Source organism: Maribacter sp. 1_MG-2023, from assembly GCF_030547005.1.
In the GTDB taxonomy this organism is placed as follows: Bacteria; Bacteroidota; Bacteroidia; order Flavobacteriales; family Flavobacteriaceae; genus Maribacter.
The window spans coordinates 165,937-189,178 of sequence record NZ_JAUOPN010000005.1 but is presented as its reverse complement, the minus strand read 5'-3'; the positions used below and the strand labels follow the sequence as shown (position 1 = coordinate 189,178).

Genomic DNA, 23,242 nt, shown 5'->3' with positions numbered 1-23,242 from the left:
TTTTAATTTGCTAATACCAGTTGTTTCTTTAATAAATCTTTAATCTCGGGCTTACAACTTCCGCAGCCCAAACCGGCACCCGTTTCTGAGCATAATTTGTTGAAATCTGAGCATCCGCCATTGATGGCATCTACTACATTACCTTCACCAACCTGACTACAAGAACAAACCAATTTACCTTTTAGTGGTACAGAGGTCGAAGCTCCGCGCAGTAACTCATTCCGTTTTTCAGATAGTTCGATCTCTTCTTCTATCAGTCTTTTAAATTCTGCAAACTCATTTTTATCACCCAATAAAATGGCTCCTTTAAGCGTATCATCTTTTACAATACACTTCTTATAAAAGCGCTTGCTCACATCCATTAAAATAATTTCTTCATAAGAAGAATCTCCAATGGGTGAATTCACCATACCAATACTACAGAGATCAAGGTTTTCGAACTTTAAAATGTTCATTAAAACCGAACCGTTGTAAATACTACTAAAGTCTCCTAGAATAAAATTGGCTGCAATATCTGCTTGCTGTTCGGCTGCTGAGGTAATACCGAAAAGTGAATTTTTAAACTCAGCAATTTCTCCCAAAGCAAATATCGATGGGTCACTACTTTGTAAGTATGAATTTACCACCACACCTCTTCGAGTTTTAATCCCCGTAGGTTTTGCCAATTCTATATTTGGTCTTGTACCAATTGCATAAACTATAGCATTGCACTGAATAGAACGTCCTGTTTTTAGGTTTACAGATAGGCTATGTTTTTGATCTTTATCTTCAAAAACAGTACTCACTTCATTATCGAAATACAGATTTATACCTCGTTCTACGACATCTTCTGCCAATAGACGACTGGCAACATTATCTAACTGACGCTCCATTAATCGTGGTGCGCGTTGAATAATACTTATATTAATATATATTTTCTTAAGGGCGGCAGCGAGTTCTAAACCTAAAAGTCCGCCACCAACTATAACCACATTTTGGTCTTTAGCCTGCAGTCCGGTTTCTGCGAGGTATTTTCTTAATTTATCGGCATCACCTCTTTCACGCATCGTAAAACGACCAGGTAACTGTATCTGTACATCGCTAGGTATAAATGCCCTACTACCTGTTGCCATGATCAACAAATCATAGGTGTGTTCTTTTCCGTCAGAATCTAAAACCGTTTTATTCTCCGCATCAATATTGTCGATACCAATACCTTTATGTAAAGAGACCTCTAGCTTTTGTAGCTCGCCATCTTTTAACTTCTCTAAGGCTTCCCAAGAAAGCTCATCACTTACATACTCAGGTAGCAATACACGATTATAAAAAGGATCTTTCTCTTTTGAAAATACGTGTAACTCGTCTATACTATTTTTCTCTCTGTACGATTGTATAAAACGGTATGCCGCAGCACCTGCCCCAATAACAACAACCTTCTGTTTTTCTTTTACAAACTTGGTAACCTCAACGGCACAGTACTTAAAATCTGGCTCTTTAGATACGGGATCAACCAAATCGTTTGTTAAGTTATTTGCCCTACCAAAATCATTATTTAATACTTTACCCCAATGCATGGGCAAGAAAACAACAGACTCTCTTATGTCATAATTGAGCTGCACTTTTACTTGTACTTGCCCTCTTCTACTTTTTACTACTGCAATATCACCTTCCTTAATTTTTCTCAAATAGGCGTCTACCGCATTCATTTCTAAATAAGGCTGCGGTATATGGGTCAATAATCTTTTTACCTTACCCGTTTTGGTTCGGGTGTGCCATTGATCACGAACGCGCCCTGAATTCAATATTAGCGGATAGTTATTATCTGTTTCTTCAGACTTATTATACAGTGTCGACGGAGCATTAAAATGTGCTTTCTTATCATTGGTAAAGAACTGACGATCTGTAAATAATCTTGGTGTGCCTTTATGTGTTTTATGTGGTACCGGCCACTGAAAACTTCCTTCAGTGATTAAGCGTTCATATGACAAGCCTGAGATGTCTATTTCAGTGCCTTTTGTCAATAAACAGTGTTCGTCATAAACCTCGCTACTATTTTTATAATCGAAACCTTTATAGCCCATTGCCTGTGCAAAGCGCCATATGATTTCTGCGTCTGGTAATGCTTCACCTGGTGCATCTATTACTTTTGACAAATGACTAATTCGTCTTTCTGAATTGGTCATTGTACCTTCTTTCTCTAACCAACCTGCTGCAGGTAATAATAGATCGGCAAATTTTGTTGTTTCAGAATTATGAGAAATATCTTGAACTACTACGAACTTTGCCTTTTTTAAAGCTCTTTCTACTTTGTTCGAATTAGGCATACTTACAGCAGGGTTGGTACAGACAATCCAAACTGCTTTTAACTTTCCTTCATCGAGGGCATCGAACATTTCTGTTGCTGTGTACCCTGGCTCTGCTTGTATTTCACCACCTCCCCAAAAGTCTGACACTTCTTTTCTATGTGCCGCATTCCCTAAATTTTTATGTGCCGCCAATAAACTTGCCATACCACCAACTTCTCTACCACCCATGGCATTTGGCTGACCTGTTAATGAAAACGGGCCAGCACCTGGTTTGCCTATTTGTCCTGTTAATAATGATAGATTTAATAATGATACGTTTTTAGCTACACCAATAACACTTTGGTTCAAGCCCATAGTCCACATGCTTATGAACTTCTTTGCATTACCGATATATTCGGCAGCTTTACGAATATCACCTACAGGAATACCACATTTTTTTGCGGCTTCTTTAAGGGTTAAGGTAAACGCCATTTCTTTAACTGCCTCATAATTCGCGGTGTGCTTTTTTATGAAGGTGGAATCTATTTTTCTTTTATCGATTAACCTACGTGCAATGGCATTGAAAAGAATTACATCGGTGCCCGGTAAAATCTGTAAATGTAAATCTGCTCCTGCACAAGTCTGTGTTTTACGGGGATCTACGACAATTATTTTTACCTGCGGATTCTCCTCTTTGTGTTTTTCTAACCTTCTATATAAAATAGGATGACACCATGCCGGGTTAGCCCCAGCAATTAGAAAACAATCAGCCAACTCAATATCTTCATATGAAATAGGCACAGAATCTTCACCTAAGGTTTTTTTATAACCTACCACGGCAGAACTCATGCAAAGTCTAGAATTGGTGTCTATATTATTGGTGCCAATAAACCCTTTTGTTAGCTTATTGATAAGGTAATACTCTTCTGTTAAACACTGACCAGATACATAAAAACCTACACTATCAGGACCATGCTTGGCAATAATACTTTTGAATACCGCAGCGGCACGTTCAAAAGCAGCATCCCAAGAAACACGTTGCAAGGGGTGATTTCTACTCCACTTCATTTCTGGATACAGAATTCGATCTCTAGTATCTTGAGCTACGTAGTTAAGATTTCGTCCTTTAGAACACAGCATGCCTTTGTTAGATGGATAATCGGGATTACCATCTACAGAAATAGTTCCTTTTGCGTCAACATCTACAAGTATACCGCAGCCGACACCGCAATAGGAACATATTGTTTTATGAGTTTTATTACTATTCATTTTATCACTGATAAAGAATGGTTCAGAAGTATACTGCAAATTATAAAAAGTACGTATAAATACGTACTTTTTTATCGTAAATGTTCTGCGTATAATCGAGTGATCCGCAATTATTCTGCCTTAAGACTGAGAATGGATCAATAAATAGGAAAGTGAGGTGTTGAAATGTTAAAGTGAAAGAACGTGATGTAAATTGATTAATTCTTTAATTATAATAGAAAGTTGATTCTAAATATAGTACAGAGACATAAAGATTTTTGTTTTCGTGTACCTCTTAAGGTTATGCCGGCTGTTTAGTTTATTGAGTTACCAAGATGGTATAAATTCCATTTTCCTCATTCAATTCAAATTCAGCATTTTCAATTCTAATGTCATTATATCTCGTGAACTCGCAGCAATCTTCAGTAGTTCGTTCGGCGTCCACTATTAAATTTAAAATATCAATGCCAGACACATTTATTAATACATCTACCTTTTCAGACTCCCAGCCTATTGAGTTTAATTGAATCAAGTTAACATTATTCTCATCGATAAAATCAAATTCTAAATTCGAATTGTCGGCAAGGTTTGTCACACTAATTTCATTGGAATTAAAGGTCTCGTTGGTAAATAGATTTTCGTTTGTTGTTTTATCAACCAATTCAAAGGTGAATCCATTTGGCGGTGTAAAACAAGCTTTATCCTTACATTCATCGCAAGAGTTAAAAATCATGACAAATGTAACAAAGGCTATTAAGACGCTCCTTTTCATTTAAAGTATTTTCTTACAATATTATAAAAAAATCTCTAAATCAAATTGTGCTTCTGCGATTTTTTAGAAAGATCAATAAGATTTTTTACGTCCATCTTACGCATTAAATTAAAACGGTGCGTTTCAATAGTACGTTTGCTATTTTGTAGCTTCTCTGATATTTGTTGATTGGTTAAACCTGATAATACTAACTCCAATACCTTTAATTCTTTATTGGTCAAATCAAAGACATTATCTCCCGTTTTGCGAGGCGCTTCTTCTTTTACTTCTTCTTTTTTGGCACCTAATAAGTTATTTACTAAAACATTACTTATATCTCCACTAAAGTATTTACCGCCTTCTCTTACCGTATGTATTGCCTTAATGAATTCTGACTTGTCGGTGTCTTTTAATAGATACCCATTAGCGCCAGAGCTAATAGATTTTAAGATGTATTCTTCTGAGTCGTGCATGGAAAGAATAATGGTCTTCACTTGCGAATTGCTTTTGGTTAGTTCAGCTACGGCATCAATACCGTTCATGACGGGCATTCTAATATCAATGATTAAAAGATCAGGATCTACCTTCGCCACCAATTCAATAGCTTCTTTACCATTCGATGCTTCACCGATTACTTCCAAATCAGATTCAGATTCCAACAAAGAACGGATTCCGTCCCTAACCAAAGCGTGATCATCTGCCAATACTATCCTCGTTGTTTCACTCAAAATATAGGTAATTATACGTACCCTGCTAAATTACATATTTTAAAAACAACAATACGGCCTACACAACCAAGGCTGTATAGACCGCATAACTAACTACTTACTTTTATAAAACTACTCTTTCTTTGTGTTCAAAAATTGAGGTTTAATCGTTAATTGAACCCAAGCCCAATTTTGACTGCTAGCCGCCAAATCTTCTGTAACCCCTTTAAGTTCATACATACCATCTGCAGCAAACATTTGAGAGTAGCCAATTGCAAGACCATAACCATTGAACTTTTTGGCAAATACCATATCAATTTCTGTACCTAATGATTTTTCTCCGCTCGGTAACTCTTGCTCTCCACTAAAGTTCAATACTTTAACCAATAAACTAGATTTCTTTCCTAAATCGAATTTTGCACTGGCGTGAATATCAAATAGCCCTACAGAATTTGCGTGGTTACCTACATAGAAATAATCCATAAATCCGTTGAACTTATGATTGGTTCCGTATAACGGAAAAAATGCCTCTGTTTTGTCTGTGGTATCAGCTTTGTTTCCGCTGATTACTTCTGTACCTAAACCTAAAGACACTTTATCGCTAGCCTTATACCCAAGCTCTAAACCTAGCAAATAGGCACCCCCAACTTTAACTTCGTTCTGTCTTTCACCGGTTTGGATAAATGCATTTGCCTCTGCATTAAATTTACCTGCTTTATAACCCAAATGAGTACCTATAGTTTGTAAACTGCTTACCCCATCTGCATCGCCTTCAGTATCAAAATTCTGGAAACCATTATTTAATGCCAATATGCTACCGGAGAATTTATCCCATTGTTGTTTTGCATATAAATATTGCATGGTTTTATAGGTGAAAAACCCAGATGTGTTATACGCTGTACCTACAGATTGAAATCCTGTTGGGTTATCAAAATCTTGACTAAAAGCAAGACCTACATCCAACATAAATTTATCTTTCTTATACTTTAAAAGTCCCGCGTCATGGTTTCTACCTTGTTGCGCCCAATCGAGTCCGCCGAAAATACGTTGGTCGTCATATGAAATAACTTGTCTACCTAACTTAGTAGACCAGCCTTTGCCTAAATTAATGTTTGCCCATGCTTCAAATACTGAAAAAGAATCGTTTTGGTCAGCTGGTAGAATTTGTCTGTTCTCACCCCAAACCATCACATCTTGTATACTTAAATAAAATTGATATGCTTCCGATTCATACTTTGCATTTAAACGTCCACGTGTAGAGATTGCGAAACCGGCATCTGCAGCATCAGGAATTATACTTCCGAAACCATTTCTATATTCTGTTCTTGGTCTAAACTGCCCGTCTAATGTAAATTGGGCATAAATTGAATTTGCCGCCAGAAACAATAAGGTGATGAGTAAATATTGCTTTTTCATAATAATAAAATTTAATAATTGAGTTTGTTATTTGTTAGTGTTCTAAAAAGTCTATTAGGTGTTTTCTATACGTGTAATAATCATCGTTCTCCAAAACCGATTTACGAGTTCGTGGCCTTTCAAAATCTATAGAAAGGATATCTCCGATTTTAGCACTTGGTCCACTGGTCATCATCACCACACGATCTGCTAAAAAGATGGCTTCATCTACATCATGTGTAATCATGACCGCAGTAATTTTTTCTTTGTTCCAAATTTCTATGAGAATATCTTGAAGTTCTCCCCTGGTCAAAGAATCTAGCATTCCGAATGGCTCGTCTAGCAAGAGTACTTTTGGCTTTATGGCAAATGCTCTGGCAATACCAACACGCTGTTGCATACCTTGAGATAATTCTGATGCCTTTTTATGGAATGCATTCTCTAAACCTACTTTATGCAAATAATACTTTGCAATGTCTTGGCGCTGCCCTTTGGTTGCATGCGGAAAAACTTGGTTTACCCCTAACAATACATTTTGCAAAGCGGTCATCCACGGCATTAAACTTGGAGATTGAAATATGACCCCTCTATCTGGACCCGGACCTTTTACCGGATTTCCCAGTACTGAGATATTACCGCCAGAGATTGGGTTCAGCCCTGCAATCATAGAAAGCATGGTTGTTTTACCACAACCTGAGTGCCCTATTATCGTTACAAATTCTTCTTTTAAAATTTGTAAGTTCAAATCTTCGAGCACTACGTAATCTCCCTTTGGCGTTGGGTATACCTTTTTTAATTTAGAAAGGTCAAGCATTACATTATCAGGGTAGACAATGCCATTTTCTGAATATACTTCGTTAGATTGTTGTGTTGTGTTCATTTACTATTTCTTTAGGCTACAAAGCTTTTAGGCGTTAGCTCTGGTAATTTATATTCTACCTCTGATATTGTTTTTCTCTCATCGCCGATATCCATTAGATATTCTATAATGGCATTTCTGGTTTTCTTATATTCAGGATTATCGTTCATTGCCGTTTTATCCCTTGGTCTTTCAATGTCTATTTTAAACTCCGGTCCCAACGTTGCATTTGGCCCTGGCTTTAGAGGAATAATTCTATCTGCCATATAAATACCTTCGTCAACATCGTTAGTAATCAACAATGCCGTACGCTTGTCTTGACTCCAGATATTTAAAATTTCATCTTGTAGATTTCCTCGGGTCAAAGCATCTAAAGCTCCTAAAGGTTCATCCATAATGATCATTTCTGGATTCATGGCCAACGCACGGGCTACCGCTACTCTTTGACGCATACCACCAGATAATTCTTTTGGTCTCTTATTAATTGCAGGACTAAGGTTTACCATACCTACATACTCTTTTACCCTTTCCATCAGTACTTTTTTAGACTCTTTTGGAAAGGCTTCTTTTACTGCCATGTAAACATTTTGTCCTACCGTCAACCATGGTAAAAGCGAATAGTTTTGAAATATTACACCGCGCTCATGACTGGTATCGGTAACGGGAACTCCTTTAAAAAGCACCTCACCGCTAGTTGGTTGTAACAAGCCGTTTATAAGATTGACCAAAGTGGTTTTTCCACTTCCGGTAAAGCCTACAATAGCTACAAACTCTCCTTCTTCCATAGTAAGGTTGATATTAGAAAGTACCTCTGTACTATTCTCTCCCTCACCATAGGTTTTGTATATATTATTTAGTTCTAAGTATGCCATGTTCTATCTTTTAAAAACGTTATGCCATTTCATTTTTATTGAAAGAAACCATATTCTGCACGGCCAGCATCAGTCTGTCTAACAAGAAACCAATAATACCAATGACAAACATTGCCACAATGATTTTTGAGTTAGAATCATTAGCCCCGTTCTGAAACTCTTCCCAAACGAAAAGCCCTAATCCCTGACTTTGTGCTAAAAGTTCAATAGCGATCAATACCATCCAAGCCACAGAAAGTGTAATACGTAGTCCTGTAAAAATCAATGGTAAAGAAGAAGGTAAAATCACCTTGAACACTTTTTGAAAAGTGCCCAGCTTTAATACTTTGGCAACATTGATATAATCTTTATCTACTGATGCAACACCCATTGCCGTGTTGACCAAGGTAGCCCACATGGCACAAAGACCAACACTAATAAATGAGATAACAAATGCATTATCAGAACTGTCACCGATATACAATGTCTTTACGATCATAAAAACCAACAGGTACCATACAACTGGCGATACCGGTTTAAAAATTTGAATGAACCAGTTGAAGGCACTTCTTAATGACGGACTAAGACCTATAATTATGCCAATAGGTACTGCGATAAACATTGCTAAAAGAAAACCGGCAAATACTGTTTTTATACTTGTTAAGACTATATCTACAAACGAGGCTCTACCTGTATATACAATTGGATCTTTACCCTGAGAAATCATTTTCTCATTAGTGACCGCCATTTTCTCTGCAAATGCAGCTTTATCGGCACGAATGACCTGGTGGTCTGCGACTAAAGATTTTAATGATGCCCATACTTGAGAAGGCGATGGCAATGTATTTGGTTGACAACTACTATCACCAGATTCAATACACACACGTTCTGCAACAGCAGCCTCTTCGCCTCTTTCCGTTAGTGCTTTTTCAATTCTGTAATCTGCTTCTTTGTTGTAAAGTGCCTTAGAGCCCATTTGCCATAAACCAATAAACAATAAGATGGATAGAAAAGTTATACCAGTATTTTTTAAGGATTTTATAATACCATCTTTTTTAATACTTGGCGTAAGTTTCAAAAGCATTTGCTTCAAGCTAGAAAACAAACTATTCTCGTTTTTTAAGACCATTTCTTGTTCCATACTATTTAATTTAAGGTCAATGAATTACTTTAATTATTTCTTGTCTTTGTTTCCAATCGAGAAACTATTGATATACCCAATTGGATCTTTGGCATCATAGCTCGTTCCATCTATAAAATCTGAAGTCGCTGCTTTGTAACCATCAGTATCTGGAACATCTGCTGCTGGTATTTGACCCTCTGCAACCAAAAGATCTGCTGCTTTTTTCCAAATATCCGGTCTGTAGATATCTTTTATTGTACTTGCGTACCAATCGGAAGATTTTGATTCAGGAATTTGACCCCATCTACGCATTTGTGTCAAGAACCATATTCCGTCAGAATAGAATGGATATGTTGCGTTGTACTTATAGAAAACATTAAAATCTGGCATTTCACGCTTATCGCCTTTTTCAAATTCAAATGTACCTGTCATAGAGTTTGCCAACACTTCTTTTGGCGCACCAACGTATTGTGACATTGAAAGTATTTCTACCGCTTCGGCTCTATTAGTTGGTTCATCTAACCACTTACCAGCTCTGATCAATGCTTTAGTAACCGCTATGGCAGTATTCGGATTTTGCTCTACGAATTCCTTCGTCATTACAAATACTTTCTCTGGATTATTTTTCCAGATATCATAGTTTGTTGTAACCGGTACACCGATACCTTTAAAAACAGCTTGTTGGTTCCAAGGCTCACCTACACAGTATCCGTAAATAGTACCTGACTCTAATGTAGCTGGCATTTGTGGCGGAGGCGTAACTGAAAGTAAAACCTCGGCATCTATTTGACCTTGTACATTATCTGCAGTATACATACCTGGGTGAATACCAGCAGCAGCTAACCAATAACGCAATTCATAGTTGTGTGTAGATACTGGGAAAACCATTCCCATTTTAAATGGTTTCCCTTCATTTTTATACGAAGTAATCACCGGCTTTAAAGCATCTGCCTTTATTGGGTGAATTGGCTTACCATCTGAATCTGCAGGTACATTTGGCTTCATTTTAGACCAAACATCATTAGATACCGTAATTCCGTTACCATTTAAATCCATTGAAAATGGAGTAACCAATTCTGCTTGTCTACCAAAACCTGCTCCTGCAGCAATTGGCTGACCTGCCAACATATGTGATCCGTCTAATTGACCATCGATTACACGGTCTAAAACATTTTTCCAGTTAGATTGTGCTTCTACCGAAACGAAAAGTCCTTCTTCTTCAAAAAAGCCTTTTTCTTTTGCAATGGCCAAAGGCGCCATATCGGTAAGTTTTATAAAACCAAAAGTTAACTGCGGCTTTTCAATATCTAGCATTTTAGTTTTTGAGGCTACCGCTTCTTCTGCAATAGCTTCAGCTTTCTTACTCTTTGTATCTCCACAAGCCGTAAATACCAAGGCGAGGGAAAGAGTTAAAATAGATGAGGTAAAAATGTTTTTCATAATCTTATAATTTAGTGTTCTACGTATTAATACTTATTTCTACAAATATATACGTAATGATGTTTTTCATAAATGACATTAGGAATGTTCAAACGTCTTTTTGCACCATATTTTAATATGACCAATAACCATATCATAATATGCGAAAAAGCAGCTTTTATTTATAAAATGCTATTTAACAGCAACTTATTAAGTAAGAAACAGGAGAATTTAACTACGTAAGTACCGGGTTTGAGGAAGTACGTATTATTAACTATCTAAGTAGAAGTTGTGTTCTGAGATTTCTTTTTTAAGTAAATCAATATCAGAAATACCTACTCTTTTACCTTTAGTAATTAATAAGCCTTCTTTTTTAAGAATAGAAAACATTCTTATGACCTGTTCTTCTGTAGTACCAGCGTAGTCTGCGTACTCCCGTCTACTTAATAACAAGGAAGAAAATCCGTTGGTTTGCCCAAACTTACGATTGATATATAATAAGGTATCTATGACACGTTCTCTAACCGTCATTTGAGATAGCGATTTTACTCGAATTTCACTGCGATTAAGTTCGTTCGCATAAAACAACATGAAATCATATGTTAGGGTAGGTGTTTCTCTTAATGTTTTCTGTAATACTTCTTTTGAAAAATAGCAGAGTGTACAATCTACCAATGCAATAGCACTTATGGGGTAGGTTTCTTCTGTGCCAAAACCTCTATGCCCAATAATTTCACCCGGAGTTGCAAAGCGTACAATTTGTTCTTTACCATGAAGACCGGTTCTTAATACCTTGACCTTGCCACTTAGTAGAAAAAATAGTCCGGTAACAGAAGCACCTTCCATGATAAACTGCTGCCCCTTTTTACATTTAATTTCTTTTCTTGCTTGTACTAATTCGTCAATATTAGAAGAATGAATATTCTTTTGAATTAGGCATTTCTTATTGGTACAAATACCACAGGCACTATCAAGTAGTTCCGAATTATCGGAAGAGAACTTTGATATGTTTGTTGTGCCTGTACGCATAGTTAATCTTATTTATATAGTACTTGGAGATAAATCAATTACTGGCTTGCTAACTTTATTCAATTCTTCTTTTACTTGTTTTTCATCTTCTACAGAGAATTTAATAGCAAGTGTTGTCAAGGCCGTAACTACTACAAAACCACCAATTATGAAATAACCGCTTGACACTGCACCTGAAGCAGCAGCAGCCTGTGCCGCTTTCATGGCTTCTTCACCTAAATTTGAATTCGCCGCTAAGGCATTTGTTTCTGCCATTGCCGATTTCGATTTAAGTAATAATGCCGCTAAAAATGCACCAACATTACCACCTGCACCTACAATACCAGATATAGAACCAATTGCTTTTTTGTTTATAAATGGTACTACCGAGAAGGTTGCACCTTCTGCCATTTGTACCGTAACACTAAAAGCAATTAAGAATATAATACCCATGGTAAAACTTGTAGCTAAAGAAAATGTTGAAAGCATAACACCTTCAAGCGCTAGTATTACTGTCAAGAAAAGTACCCTACCTCTCAAACCTTTTAATCTACCAAAGCGATCACCGAAAAAGCCACCTAAGGTTCTTGCAAATATGTTCATTAATGCAAAAGAAAGTACCAAATTACCAGCCGTAGACCTTGTTAGTCCGAAGGTGTTTTGCAAGTAATCATCCATTGTACCATACACGGTAAGTTCCATACCAAAAGATGCTGCATAAACTATGAAAAGTATCCACACTCTATAATCTTTCAATACACTTACAAATGATTCTTCATCTTTTTTAAGCTTCGGCATTTTGCCAGCTTCTTTCAATTCTTTAAAATTGCCTTCGGGAGTATCTTGCGTAAAAAAGTAATACACAACACCCATTAACATCGCAATTACACCAGCGATGATCATTGAATATCTCCAAGCAATTTCATCGGCAACTCCAAAACTCACCACTGCAGCAGCAATTAATGGCATACCAAGACGATTGGCACCACCACCTAAATTACCCCAGCCAGCTGAGGTAGCATTGGCAGTACCCACAATATTGGGGGCAAACATAATAGAAGTATGAAACTGAGTAATTACAAATGATGCTCCAATAAACCCTATAAACAATCTACATATTAAGAATTGCGTTGGTGTTTGAACAAAGCCAATTAGTATTACTGGTATGGCTCCTAATATTAATAAATAGGTATAACATAATCTAGGTCCGTATTTATCACAAAGCTTACCAATTAACAGTCTAGCAAAAACGGTACCTGTAACCGCTAATATTATAGAGTTCCATTTTTGATCGGGAGTCAACCCTAAATCCTTAACTACATCTGGCATAAATGGTACAATACCAAACCAAGCAAAGAAGCATATAAAGAATGCTATTGATGTAATCCAAAAAGTACGTATTGGCATACTTTTCAAATCAGTTAACTTTAAGGTTGTGGATTTTTTAGATTGATTTTCCATAATAGTAAAAGTTTCGTTTATAACTCAGTACAAACCTACTATATTTAATACGTAATTATACGTAGTTTTAAATAATTTGATCATTTACTACGTATAATTGCACAATTTTAATTATTACGGCTGGTCAATTATCACATTCGGAATTTCAATAAGATGAAAATCAATTATTCGGAATTTCAGATTTAAAACAAGAAGTTATTTTCTAAAATTGCTACGTAGAAAGTAGTGTTTAAAGGAAGAGATATGCTTTAAATAGCATCATGTAATATACGCTGTACTTCTTCTTCAAAAAAAGATGGATGATCGGCTACTACATCACCTATTACTATAATTCCATGCATATTTGTATCTATGGATGATTGGTGTTGATGAATACTATCTAAGGTAGCCACAACGCAGCTTTCATTTTCTGTGGTTCCGTTTTGTATTACAGCTATAGGTGTCATTCTACCCCTATATTTACTAACCTCATCTACAATTTCATTAAGCTTTCTTATCCCCATTAATATGACCATTGTGGTAGATGATTTTGCGGCATATTGCAAATCTTGTGAAAATGTACCATCTTTTTTAGTGGCGGTCATCACCCAAAAACTACTGCTTACCCCTCTTTTGGTCATAGGTATTCCTTGACTAGATGGTACGGCAATTGAACTTGAAATACCCGGTATAATACTTACAGGTATACCAAAAGCCTCTACATATTCTATCTCTTCATTAGCTCTACCAAAAACAAATGGATCTCCGCCTTTTAATCTCACTACATGTCCAAACTCAAATGCGTATTTTACTATAAGTTCATTGATTTCATTTTGGGTATGAGAATGTTTACCACATCTTTTTCCTGTATATATCTTAGGTATATCGGTACGTAGTTCAGATAATAATTCATCGCTAATTAATGCATCGTATAATATAACATCCGCTTCGTTCAACACCTTCAAACCCCTTACTGTTATTAGATCTTTAGCTCCCGGACCCGCTCCTACTAAACTAACTTTTGCCGTTTTCTCTAATTCCATCTTCATAGTATTTAGCATTATTAATTATCGATTTAGCAACAAGAATACGTATTTATTTTGGTATAATTATAGAATATGTACGTATTTATACGTAATATTGCTATATAGCTAAATAAGTAAGCGTATGAAAACTATACTAGTTGTCGGTAATGGAATGGTAGGGTACAAATTTTGTGAGAAGTTTGTAGCTAAAGAAGAAAGCAAACAATTTAAACTTGTTGTTTTTGGAGAAGAGCCCAGACCTGCATATGATAGAGTTCACCTAAGTGAATTTTTTGAAAACCAAGATGCTAAAGCCCTAGAAATGGCTCCGGCAGAATGGTACGCAGAAAATGGTATAGAATTAATTGTAGATGAACGTGTTGCTGACATCCATAGAACCAATAAAACCATCACTACCGCAAAAGATAGGGAGTTCTCATATGACTATCTGGTTTTAGCCACAGGGTCATCTGCTTTCGTGCCACCTATTAAAGGTGTTGAGAAAGAAGGTGTTTTTGTATACAGAACTATAGAAGACTTAGAAGGCATGTTGGCTTATGCCGCTAAACTAAAGGCAAAAAACCCGAATGCAAAAGCTGCTGTTTTAGGTGGCGGGCTTTTGGGTCTAGAAGCTGGTAAAGCAGTAATGGATATGGGCTTAGAACCACACATTGTTGAGTTCGCCCCAAAATTAATGCCAAGACAATTAGACTCTAGAAGTAGTCAAGTACTACAATTGAAACTAGAATCTATTGGTTTAAACATACACCTTAGTAAAGCTACAAATCAAATTCTTGGGGATGATGGATACATTACAGGAATGGAATTTGGAGAAGATGATGTTTTAGATGTTGAAATGTTAGTAGTTTCTGCAGGTATTCGCCCAAGAGATGAATTAGGCAGAAGTTCCGGATTAGAAGTTGGTGTTCGTGGCGGTATTGTTGTCGATAACAAAATGCTAACATCTGATAACAATATATATGCGATAGGCGAGATTGCTCTTTATAATCAAATGATTTACGGGTTAGTTGCACCTGGCTACGATATGGCTGGTGTGGCAGTAGACCAAATTTTAGGCCATACAGAAACACTAATGCCTGCTGAGATAGACATGTCGACAAAACTAAAGTTAATTGGGGTTGATGTTGCTAGTTTTGGCGAGCCTTTTATGCCTGCAGCAAAGGGACACTCCATAATTTTTGAAAACAAAACACAACATTTATATAAGAGAATTAATGTTAGTCTCGATGGCAAAGAACTGCTAGGCGGTATTTTAGTTGGTGACGCATCTGATTATAGTATGCTACACCAAATTTACTTGAACGGAATGGCAATACCTGAAGATGCTTCTCAATTAATTCTACCTGCAAGCGAAGGTGGTTCTGCTTTTGGAAGTGCTTTAGATTTACCAGATGAAGCTCAAATTTGTTCTTGTGAGAATGTAACGAAAGGTGAAATTTGCAATTCAATTAAAGATGGTACTTGTGAAGATTTAGCTGGTGTTATCGGCTGCACCAAAGCAAGTACAAGTTGTGGTGGTTGTAAACCAATGGTAACGGATCTAGTAAATGAAACTTTAAAGTCTCTAGGTAAAACGGTTAAAAATGTTATCTGTGAGCATTTTGAATATAGCCGTCAAGAACTATACATCATTATAAAAACCAAGAAACTAACAAGTTTTAATGAAGTTTTAGATACTTGTGGTACCGGTCATGGTTGCGAGACTTGTAAGCCTTTAGTTTCTTCAATATTCGCAAGTTTATACAATGTTACCCCTAACGTAGAAGATGTTACTCAAGATACGAATGATAAGTTCTTGGCAAACATTCAACGTAATGGAACATACTCTGTAGTACCAAGAATCGCAGGTGGAGAAATCACACCTCAAGATTTGATTGTACTGGGTAAAATAGGTTCTAAATATAACCTGTACACCAAAATTACAGGTGGTGCACGTATCGATTTCTTCGGAGCGGAATTAAATGATTTACCTGCCATCTGGAAAGAATTAATTGATGCTGGTTTTGAAAGCGGACATGCTTACGGTAAATCTTTACGAACGGTAAAAAGTTGTGTAGGATCAACATGGTGCCGTTACGGCTTAGATGAAAGTATCTCTTTTGCAATAGAATTAGAAAATAGATATAAAGGGTTACGTTCACCACATAAATTAAAAGGCGGCGTATCTGGTTGTATACGTGAATGTGCTGAAGCACGTGGAAAAGATTTTGGCGTAATAGCAGTAGAGGGCGGTTGGAATTTATATGTTGGTGGTAATGGTGGTGCAACACCTAAACATGCCAAATTATTAGCCGAACAGATAGATAACGAAACTGTAATAAAATATTTAGACCGATATCTAATGTACTACATACAAACTGCTGCACCATTAATGCGAACAGCAGCTTGGTTAGATAAATTGGAAGGTGGTATTGAGGAGCTTAAAAAAGTAGTTATCGAAGACAGCCTAAACATCAATGCCGAGTTAGAGCAGCAAATGGCATTTTTGATCGATGCATATGAGTGCGAATGGAAACAGGCAATTGAAAATGAAGAAACAAAGAAACGTTTCAACCATTTTGTGAATTCTGATGATAGAGATGACAACTTAGTTTTTGTACCGTTGCGTGATCAGAAAATGCCAAAACATTGGGAAGCCAAACGCAAAAAGGCTGAAGAAGTACTATAAGCTATAAAAAAGGCATTGTTTTAAAAGATAAAATTATGAGCGAATTACTTTCAAAATATAAAACGGTAAAAGAAGAAGAAGTTAGCGTATGGTTTAAAGTTGCTCCTGTAAGCGCTTTTCCTAATGATGGTGGATCATGTGTAAAATATAAAGATTTACAGATTGCCGTTTTTAATTTCTCAAGACTTAACAAGTGGTATGCTTGCCAGAATTTATCGCCTGAGAAACTCGAAAATGTTTTGTCAAGAGGTATGCTTGGCGACCATAAGGGAATTCCGAAAATAGCTTGCCCATTACACAAAAGGACTTTCTCGTTAGAATCTGGCGAAAATTTAAATGGAGATTTGGACGCTATCGCCATTTACCCGGTAAAAATAGAGTCGGACTTTGTGTATGTTGGCTTTTCTGAATAGCTTTGAGTAAATAATTGACTTATGGCGACGACAGAAAAATTACTGGTAGCATTTCAACATTTTGACGAAGCCAACAAGCAAGATCCAAATACTGAAATTTTTGAAGGTACTACCTACCCTAAAGAAGTACTCTACGGTATTCGAATGACAGAACGCCTAAATGAGTTTGACCCAACTGCATCTGAAGCATTACGCCTTACAGCGCGTTGTCAACACATCTGCAGATGGGAAATACCTAGAGAGTCTTATGAAATGAACCGCGAGGGATATCTAAGATGGCGACAAGAACTAAAAAAATTCCATGGCAAGAAAGCTGCTTCTGTTTTAGAAGATGTTGGTTATGATGATAAAACCATTGACAAAGTCAAATTTCTTTTAGAGAAAAAACAGCTAAAGAAAAACGAAGAAACTCAATCTTTAGAAGATGTTATCTGTCTAGTATTCTTAGAGTTCTATTTTGAACCCTTTTCTCATAAACATCCTGAGGATAAGACTATAGACATCGTTCAGAAAACATGGAAAAAAATGTCTAAGAAAGGTCAAGAAGCGGCATTAAAATTACCGTTGTCTAAATATTCTTTAGATTTAATTACCAAGGCACTGCACGCCTAAGTATAATTTACTAATTACTTTTATGGCCAATAACGAGCACAATATACCATTGGATACGGCTACGTTTATACGTATACGTAAGTGGTATTTATTGGCATTGGCTGCCATTGCGCTTACCGTTATTATAGCCCAAGTACTTATTCAACTTCACCTAAAAGCACAATCTGGCGATTCTGAACTTATTAATGTAGCGGGTAGACAACGTGCCTTTAGCCAAAAACTGGTGAAAGAAACCTTGCTACTAAAAAATAGTAACGACCCTACAGATAAAAAATTAATATTATCTGAAATTGAGAAAACACTAAGCGTTTGGAAAGTATCGCACGACGGACTTCATTTAGGCGATGCTTCTTTTAACCTGCCTTACGAAGATGACCCCAAAGTACAGTCACTTTTCAAAGAATTAGAGCCGCACCATTCTGCCATGGTCACAGCTGTTGAAAACATTCTTGCAACTCACGAGCAAAATATCAACGCCAATGTTCAAGAAAATGACCTTAATACATTGTTGCATAATGAACGTCCGTTTTTAAGTATTATGGATCAAATCGTTAATGAATATGATGCCCGCAGTAATGAACAACTTCAGAAACTAAAAAGAAAAGAGTATTGGTTATTGGCATTCTCTTTGGCAATTCTTCTTCTAGAAATCTTTGTTATTTTCCGACCGTTATCCATTCAAATTAAAAATACCATCGGTCATTTAATGGGTAAAGATGAAGAGTCAAAAGATCAACTAGTAAAGATTCAAAGTTTATATGACGAGAAAGAACGCTCGCTCAAAGAGTTGCAAGAACTAAATTTTGTTATTGATAATGCTGCTCTTTTTGCCAGTATTCGAAAAGATGGTACCATCGTATTTATTAGTAAGAAATTCTTAGACTTATTAGGGCATGATACGGCACCTGTAAACAAACCTATTTCTGAAATACTCACTATTGAAGAAGGTCAGCAATCGTACCTTAAAGAGGTGCTGAAAATCAATAGAAAAAATGTAATGCGTAATGAAGAGCTGCAGGTAGTAACCACAAAAGGCGCTACGATTTGGTTAGATATGTCTATCGTACCCATGCATCAATCTACTTTAGAGCAAGACATTCTTATTCTATGCTCAGACATTACAGAACGTAAAGAAAATCAGCTTAAAGTACAGCAATTGACCAAGCAGAATTTTGAAGAACGCATGCAGCAAAAAAAAGTGCAGGCAAGTCAAATAGTTGAGGGTCAGGAAGAGGAACGCAAACGTATCGCCAAAGATATCCATGATGGAATCGGACAAATGTTGACCGCACTTAAATTCAATATTGAATCTATTGATATTGAAAACAAGGACAAGACGAGAGAGAAAATCGCCTATTTAAAATCTCTGACATCAGACTTAATAAAAGGTGTTAGAACAGCTACCTTTAATCTTACTCCACCAGAGTTAAGCGACCATGGTATATTCCCTGCAATTCATAAAATGACCACAGAGCTTTCTAAATTAACAGGTAAGACGGTTCTGTTTAAAAATAAGACCGATGCTAATATTAGGTTCGACTCGCTAGCTGAAACTAATATTTATCGCGTTACCCAAGAAGCGGTTAACAATGCCATAAAATATGCAGAAGCAAATTATATTTTGGTTACCTTAAATTACTCCTATCCTATTTTAAGTGTAGTCATAGATGATGATGGTAAAGGTTTTGATGATTCTATTTTAGGAAAATTACCAAAAAATAATAGTGAAGGCGGTATGGGTCTGTTTTTTATGAAAGAACGTATCGACTATATTAACGGTCGTTTATTCATAAACTCAGAACTTGGACAAGGTACACGTGTTACCATCAATTATAAAACAGAAGAAAACAAAATTGCAAATGGAACGGAATGAGCTTTACCCTGTATTTTTAAAAGTATCTAACCTTAAGATTTTAATTGTTGGCGGAGGCAATGTTGCCTTAGAAAAATTGACTTTCTTGTTAAAGTCAAGTCCGACCGCACAAGTTGAAATGGTGTCGCCAATGTTTAGGGAAGAAACTATTGCATTGGCCAACAGGTTCGACATAAAAATGAATGTAGCGCCCTATGAAGTATCATACTTAAAAGGAAAACATATTGCAATTGCGACTACAGACAATGTACCGGTAAATGAGCAGGTATATCATGATTGTAGAGAACGGCAAATATTAGTAAATGTAGCCGACAACCCTCCTTTTTGCGATTTCTACATGGGCGGCATCGTTACCAAGGGAAATGTAAAAGTGGCGATTTCGACCAACGGAAAATCACCTACCACCGCAAAAAGATTGCGTCAATTTTTTGAGGATGTTATTCCAGAAAATATAGACGATCTTGTAAAAAACCTTAACGAGTTTCGAAAAACCATCAAAGGAGATTTCGAAGAAAAAGTGGAAACCTTAAATGAGTTTACTAAAGGTTTAGTGAATAAGAAAGAGGAGTAATCTAGTTTTCAAAACTAAGATGGGCAACGTCATGGCTACAGCTATAATGCGCATTGTCTGCTGCATATACTGCTGAATCTGCAGACTCTTGTGCATCTCGCATAAGCCTTTGCGCTTTACGCATGTAAAACTGTAAGTTACCTAAGTTGTTTGCCTTTGCCGCATTTTTTACATTCTCATAAGCTTCGGTTGAAAAATCGCGAGAATCTATAGTATGTCTTTCGGCATCGATAGTATAGCTCATGGCGTCTTCTAAACCACATATTTGAGAATCGTATTGCGCTTCTGAAGCTAAAATTACAGCTTCATCGGTAGCATTAACTGCCTGTCCCATTAATAGCATTGCTGTTTTAGTATTTTTTCGCGCCGTACTTATAGAGGCGTCAAAAGAAGCAATCTCAACAGCGGTACTCAATGAATCTGAGAGCTGACTAAATTGCGACATGTACTGCTGTACATCGCTAATTTCACTTTTAAAAACTTCACATTGGGCATGAACATACGTTGATGTTAAAAACAGTACTGTAACTTTTAGGTAGGTTTTAAGCGTAATCATATTTGGGGGAAATTTGATAGGTTATGATACTAACTGCATTATTTTACAAATCGTATTATTATTAGGCCAACGGCATAAAATAAAGAAAATTCTTATTAATTAGGCTTTAATGCTCTCATAACCATTGCTCAAAAAAATGCCTAAGTTTCAATACCTTTAACCAATGAATCGTAGCGCTAAAACATGACTAAAGAATCCATCCGAAAAATACTTTCTGAATTCAACCTTAATGGAAGTTCTTTGCAATGGACACCCTTGACTAGCGGACTTATTAATGACACGTACTTGGTTACGGAGGATGATGACCAACAATATATACTTCAAAAGATAAATACACAGGTGTTTAAAAATGCTGGTATTCTGATGGATAATATTCAATTTGCTTTACCTGCCCTTAAAGCAGACTATTATAGCCAAATTACTTTTCTGAATACAATTGCTGGAACTAATCATTTAATTCTGGAGGATGATTTCTGGAGGATGATGACCTACATACCTAATAGTACCACCTATAATACAACAACCGAAACCTCAACTGCCTTTGAAGCGGGACGCATTATTGGCAAGTTTCATCAGCTCTTGCAATATTCAGATACGGCATTATTTAATGATACCCTACCCAAGTTTCATAATCTAGCTTTTAGAACTCTAGAGTTTCAAGAAGCACTGCAGAATGCTGATACGCAAAAAATAGAAATTGCCGACGGCGCCATTAAAAAGGCACAGTCACTTCTTAAAGAGCTTCAATATTTAAATACTAGTAATTTACCCACTAGAATTTGCCATAATGACACCAAGCTTAATAATATCTTATTCTCTAAATCGACAAAAAAAGCATTGTGCCTTATTGATCTTGATACTATTATGAAAGGCTATTTCTTCTATGATTTTGGTGATGCCATTAGAACTGTAGTTAACAATGCACCTGAAGATGAGCAGAACCACGAATTGATAAACTTTGATGAATCATTGTTTAAAGCTTTTGTTGATGGCTTAGCTGTTAATAGTTCATTTTTAACGACTGAAGATAAAGACAGCTTACCCTTAGGTGCCGTTTTTATGCCATTTATTCATGGTTTACGTGCATTGACCGACTACCTGAACAATAATAAGTATTTCAAAGTAATGTACGAGAATCAGAACTTAGACCGTTGCTTAAGCCTTTTTGATTTTGCGGAAAAAGCGTTAACCAAAAAAGATTTTATGGCGGCTTGTATTAAAAAACAACTTATCTATTCAGAATAATTTAAAACTAAATCATCTAACAGATTGCGTATTTTTTTACTGTTCCAATCTGCGGCACCTGTTTCTTTTATGATGATTTTTCCTGTAGCATCAATGACATAATTAGTGGGGATGCTATTTTCTTGTAACACTTCTGGAGCTTGCATTTGCGGAAAATAGATAGGTAATTCATATTCTTTTTTATCAATAAACCGCTGTACTTTATCTGGCTCTTCTTGGGTTAATAATATAAAATTGACTTTGTCTCCGTAGTCTTTATACAAATCTTGAATTCCTGGTAATTCTGCAATACAAGACGGACACCAAGTTGCCCAATAACTGATAAAAGTAACCTTGCCTTTACCTACAGAAATACTCTCGGTATCGCCTTGTAAATTAGTTACTGCATATTGAAATGGAGTTACTTGATCTTGGTCTTCTTCATCTTCAATACTGGGTGACCAAATTGCTACTTTCAGCTTATTGACGGCTACCTGAATTGGTGTTCTTGTCTGTGGAATTATCAACAACAAAATGAACACGACAAAAATGATATCACTGATTTTAAATTTTCGCTTTTTCATGTGATGTGTGAGTCGAAATACTTGGTGATTGTTTACGGAAATTTTAATTTCACAAACAAAACAACACTATTTTACCGCTTTAATGTATCATACAGCCTATAAAAAGTAATATTGTTCAACTTATAGTGTGATTATGAATTCTTTCGCTCCTTTAAATATCCATTCAAAATCACTCCAAATAAAGCAAACCAAATTAATCGATACATCCAAATATCCATTTCATAACCGAAGAATCGTCCTGTATCTCCCATACCCCAAAAGCTGTATGCGATGGTTATTAAAGCTAATATCATTCCAATAATTGACAGTGTTTTTCTCATAATATTTAATGTTATTTTCCTAATTAATTGCCTGAAAACTTAACGCTTATTTTCTGGAATCTAACTCCTTTTTCAGCGCATTCATATTCTTTACATTTAAGGGTATAATTGCTGATAACGCTAACGGAACTACCAATAACGGAGTAAATCCATCTTGAATAGAAACATAGATAAAAAAGAGTTAAACTCCAGTTAAACCTATCGCCAAAAGCCACACCATAGTTTTTGCTGCTGTATGCTTTTTTAGTAGTTCTTCGTTACTTAATTTAGAGAGTGATTCTTGATTCATATACGTTAAATTAAAATTTTA

20 protein-coding genes are annotated in these 23,242 nt (G+C 36.2%); 6 read left to right on the top strand and 14 right to left on the bottom strand.

Going from position 1 to position 23,242, the window contains the following annotated elements; genetic code table 11:
• Positions 1 to 2: 2 nt before the first annotated feature.
• The 11 genes from Q4500_RS08015 to cobA form a co-directional block, all read right to left on the bottom strand.
• Positions 3 to 3,533 (bottom strand): nitrate reductase, encoded by a 3,531-nt coding sequence (locus Q4500_RS08015; RefSeq protein WP_303599167.1) that lies wholly within the window; start codon positions 3,531 to 3,533, stop codon positions 3 to 5.
• A gap of 298 nt (positions 3,534 to 3,831) precedes the next feature.
• Complete coding sequence (locus Q4500_RS08010; protein ID WP_303599166.1) at positions 3,832 to 4,284, bottom strand: hypothetical protein; 453 nt, start codon at positions 4,282 to 4,284, stop codon at positions 3,832 to 3,834.
• 35 nt (positions 4,285 to 4,319) lie between these two features.
• Positions 4,320 to 4,991 (bottom strand): response regulator transcription factor, encoded by a 672-nt coding sequence (locus tag Q4500_RS08005; RefSeq protein ID WP_303599165.1) that lies wholly within the window; start codon positions 4,989 to 4,991, stop codon positions 4,320 to 4,322.
• Between the two features lie 111 nt (positions 4,992 to 5,102).
• Positions 5,103 to 6,386 carry an alginate export family protein gene (locus Q4500_RS08000; RefSeq protein WP_303599164.1) on the bottom strand — a complete coding sequence of 428 codons (1,284 nt, stop codon included), beginning with the start codon at positions 6,384 to 6,386 and terminating at the stop codon, positions 5,103 to 5,105.
• A gap of 34 nt (positions 6,387 to 6,420) precedes the next feature.
• A complete protein-coding gene (locus Q4500_RS07995; RefSeq protein WP_303599163.1) occupies positions 6,421 to 7,245 on the bottom strand; it encodes an ABC transporter ATP-binding protein in 825 nt (274 codons plus the stop codon).
• 11 nt (positions 7,246 to 7,256) lie between these two features.
• On the bottom strand, positions 7,257 to 8,096 hold the full coding sequence (locus Q4500_RS07990) for an ABC transporter ATP-binding protein (protein ID WP_303599162.1): 840 nt from the start codon (positions 8,094 to 8,096) through the stop codon (positions 7,257 to 7,259).
• A 19-nt stretch (positions 8,097 to 8,115) separates the two neighbouring features.
• A complete protein-coding gene (locus tag Q4500_RS07985) occupies positions 8,116 to 9,216 on the bottom strand; it encodes an ABC transporter permease (protein ID WP_303599161.1) in 1,101 nt (366 codons plus the stop codon).
• A gap of 33 nt (positions 9,217 to 9,249) precedes the next feature.
• Positions 9,250 to 10,638, bottom strand: coding sequence for a CmpA/NrtA family ABC transporter substrate-binding protein (locus Q4500_RS07980; protein WP_303599160.1), 1,389 nt, complete (start codon positions 10,636 to 10,638; stop codon positions 9,250 to 9,252).
• 249 nt (positions 10,639 to 10,887) lie between these two features.
• Positions 10,888 to 11,646 (bottom strand): Crp/Fnr family transcriptional regulator, encoded by a 759-nt coding sequence (locus tag Q4500_RS07975; RefSeq protein WP_303599159.1) that lies wholly within the window; start codon positions 11,644 to 11,646, stop codon positions 10,888 to 10,890.
• Between the two features lie 12 nt (positions 11,647 to 11,658).
• Positions 11,659 to 13,086, bottom strand: a complete 1,428-nt coding sequence (locus tag Q4500_RS07970) for an MFS transporter (RefSeq protein ID WP_303599158.1) — start codon at positions 13,084 to 13,086, stop codon at positions 11,659 to 11,661.
• Positions 13,087 to 13,334: 248 nt separating this feature from the next.
• Entirely contained in the window at positions 13,335 to 14,108 is a 774-nt protein-coding gene (gene cobA / locus Q4500_RS07965; protein ID WP_303599157.1) for a uroporphyrinogen-III C-methyltransferase, read from the bottom strand.
• A gap of 124 nt (positions 14,109 to 14,232) precedes the next feature.
• Here cobA and nirB point away from each other — a divergent pair, with 124 nt between their 5' ends.
• From nirB to Q4500_RS07940, 5 genes are read left to right on the top strand one after another with little or no spacing between them, the layout of a single operon-like run.
• Positions 14,233 to 16,779 (top strand): nitrite reductase large subunit NirB, encoded by a 2,547-nt coding sequence (gene nirB / locus Q4500_RS07960; protein WP_303599156.1) that lies wholly within the window; start codon positions 14,233 to 14,235, stop codon positions 16,777 to 16,779.
• A 35-nt stretch (positions 16,780 to 16,814) separates the two neighbouring features.
• Positions 16,815 to 17,192, top strand: coding sequence for a nitrite reductase small subunit NirD (nirD, locus tag Q4500_RS07955; protein ID WP_303599155.1), 378 nt, complete (start codon positions 16,815 to 16,817; stop codon positions 17,190 to 17,192).
• Between the two features lie 21 nt (positions 17,193 to 17,213).
• A complete protein-coding gene (locus Q4500_RS07950) occupies positions 17,214 to 17,804 on the top strand; it encodes a DUF4202 domain-containing protein (protein ID WP_303599154.1) in 591 nt (196 codons plus the stop codon).
• A 22-nt stretch (positions 17,805 to 17,826) separates the two neighbouring features.
• Positions 17,827 to 19,677, top strand: coding sequence for an ATP-binding protein (locus Q4500_RS07945; protein ID WP_303599153.1), 1,851 nt, complete (start codon positions 17,827 to 17,829; stop codon positions 19,675 to 19,677).
• Positions 19,664 to 20,248, top strand: coding sequence for a bifunctional precorrin-2 dehydrogenase/sirohydrochlorin ferrochelatase (locus Q4500_RS07940; RefSeq protein ID WP_303599152.1), 585 nt, complete (start codon positions 19,664 to 19,666; stop codon positions 20,246 to 20,248). Before Q4500_RS07945 ends, Q4500_RS07940 begins: the two co-directional genes overlap by 14 nt.
• 1 nt (position 20,249) lies before the next feature.
• Here Q4500_RS07940 and Q4500_RS07935 read toward each other — a convergent pair whose 3' ends face one another.
• Positions 20,250 to 20,804, bottom strand: a complete 555-nt coding sequence (locus tag Q4500_RS07935; protein ID WP_303599151.1) for a hypothetical protein — start codon at positions 20,802 to 20,804, stop codon at positions 20,250 to 20,252.
• 183 nt (positions 20,805 to 20,987) lie between these two features.
• Here Q4500_RS07935 and Q4500_RS07930 point away from each other — a divergent pair, with 183 nt between their 5' ends.
• Positions 20,988 to 22,049: a phosphotransferase enzyme family protein gene (locus tag Q4500_RS07930; RefSeq protein ID WP_303599150.1), complete on the top strand. Its 1,062-nt coding sequence runs from the start codon at positions 20,988 to 20,990 to the stop codon at positions 22,047 to 22,049.
• Here Q4500_RS07930 and Q4500_RS07925 read toward each other — a convergent pair.
• Together Q4500_RS07925 and Q4500_RS07920 are read right to left on the bottom strand one after the other, a co-directional pair.
• Complete coding sequence (locus tag Q4500_RS07925) at positions 22,037 to 22,612, bottom strand: TlpA disulfide reductase family protein (RefSeq protein ID WP_303599149.1); 576 nt, start codon at positions 22,610 to 22,612, stop codon at positions 22,037 to 22,039. The genes Q4500_RS07930 and Q4500_RS07925 overlap by 13 nt on opposite strands.
• Before the next feature lie 131 nt (positions 22,613 to 22,743).
• Complete coding sequence (locus tag Q4500_RS07920; RefSeq protein ID WP_303599148.1) at positions 22,744 to 22,932, bottom strand: hypothetical protein; 189 nt, start codon at positions 22,930 to 22,932, stop codon at positions 22,744 to 22,746.
• Between the last annotated feature and the right edge of the window lie 310 nt (positions 22,933 to 23,242).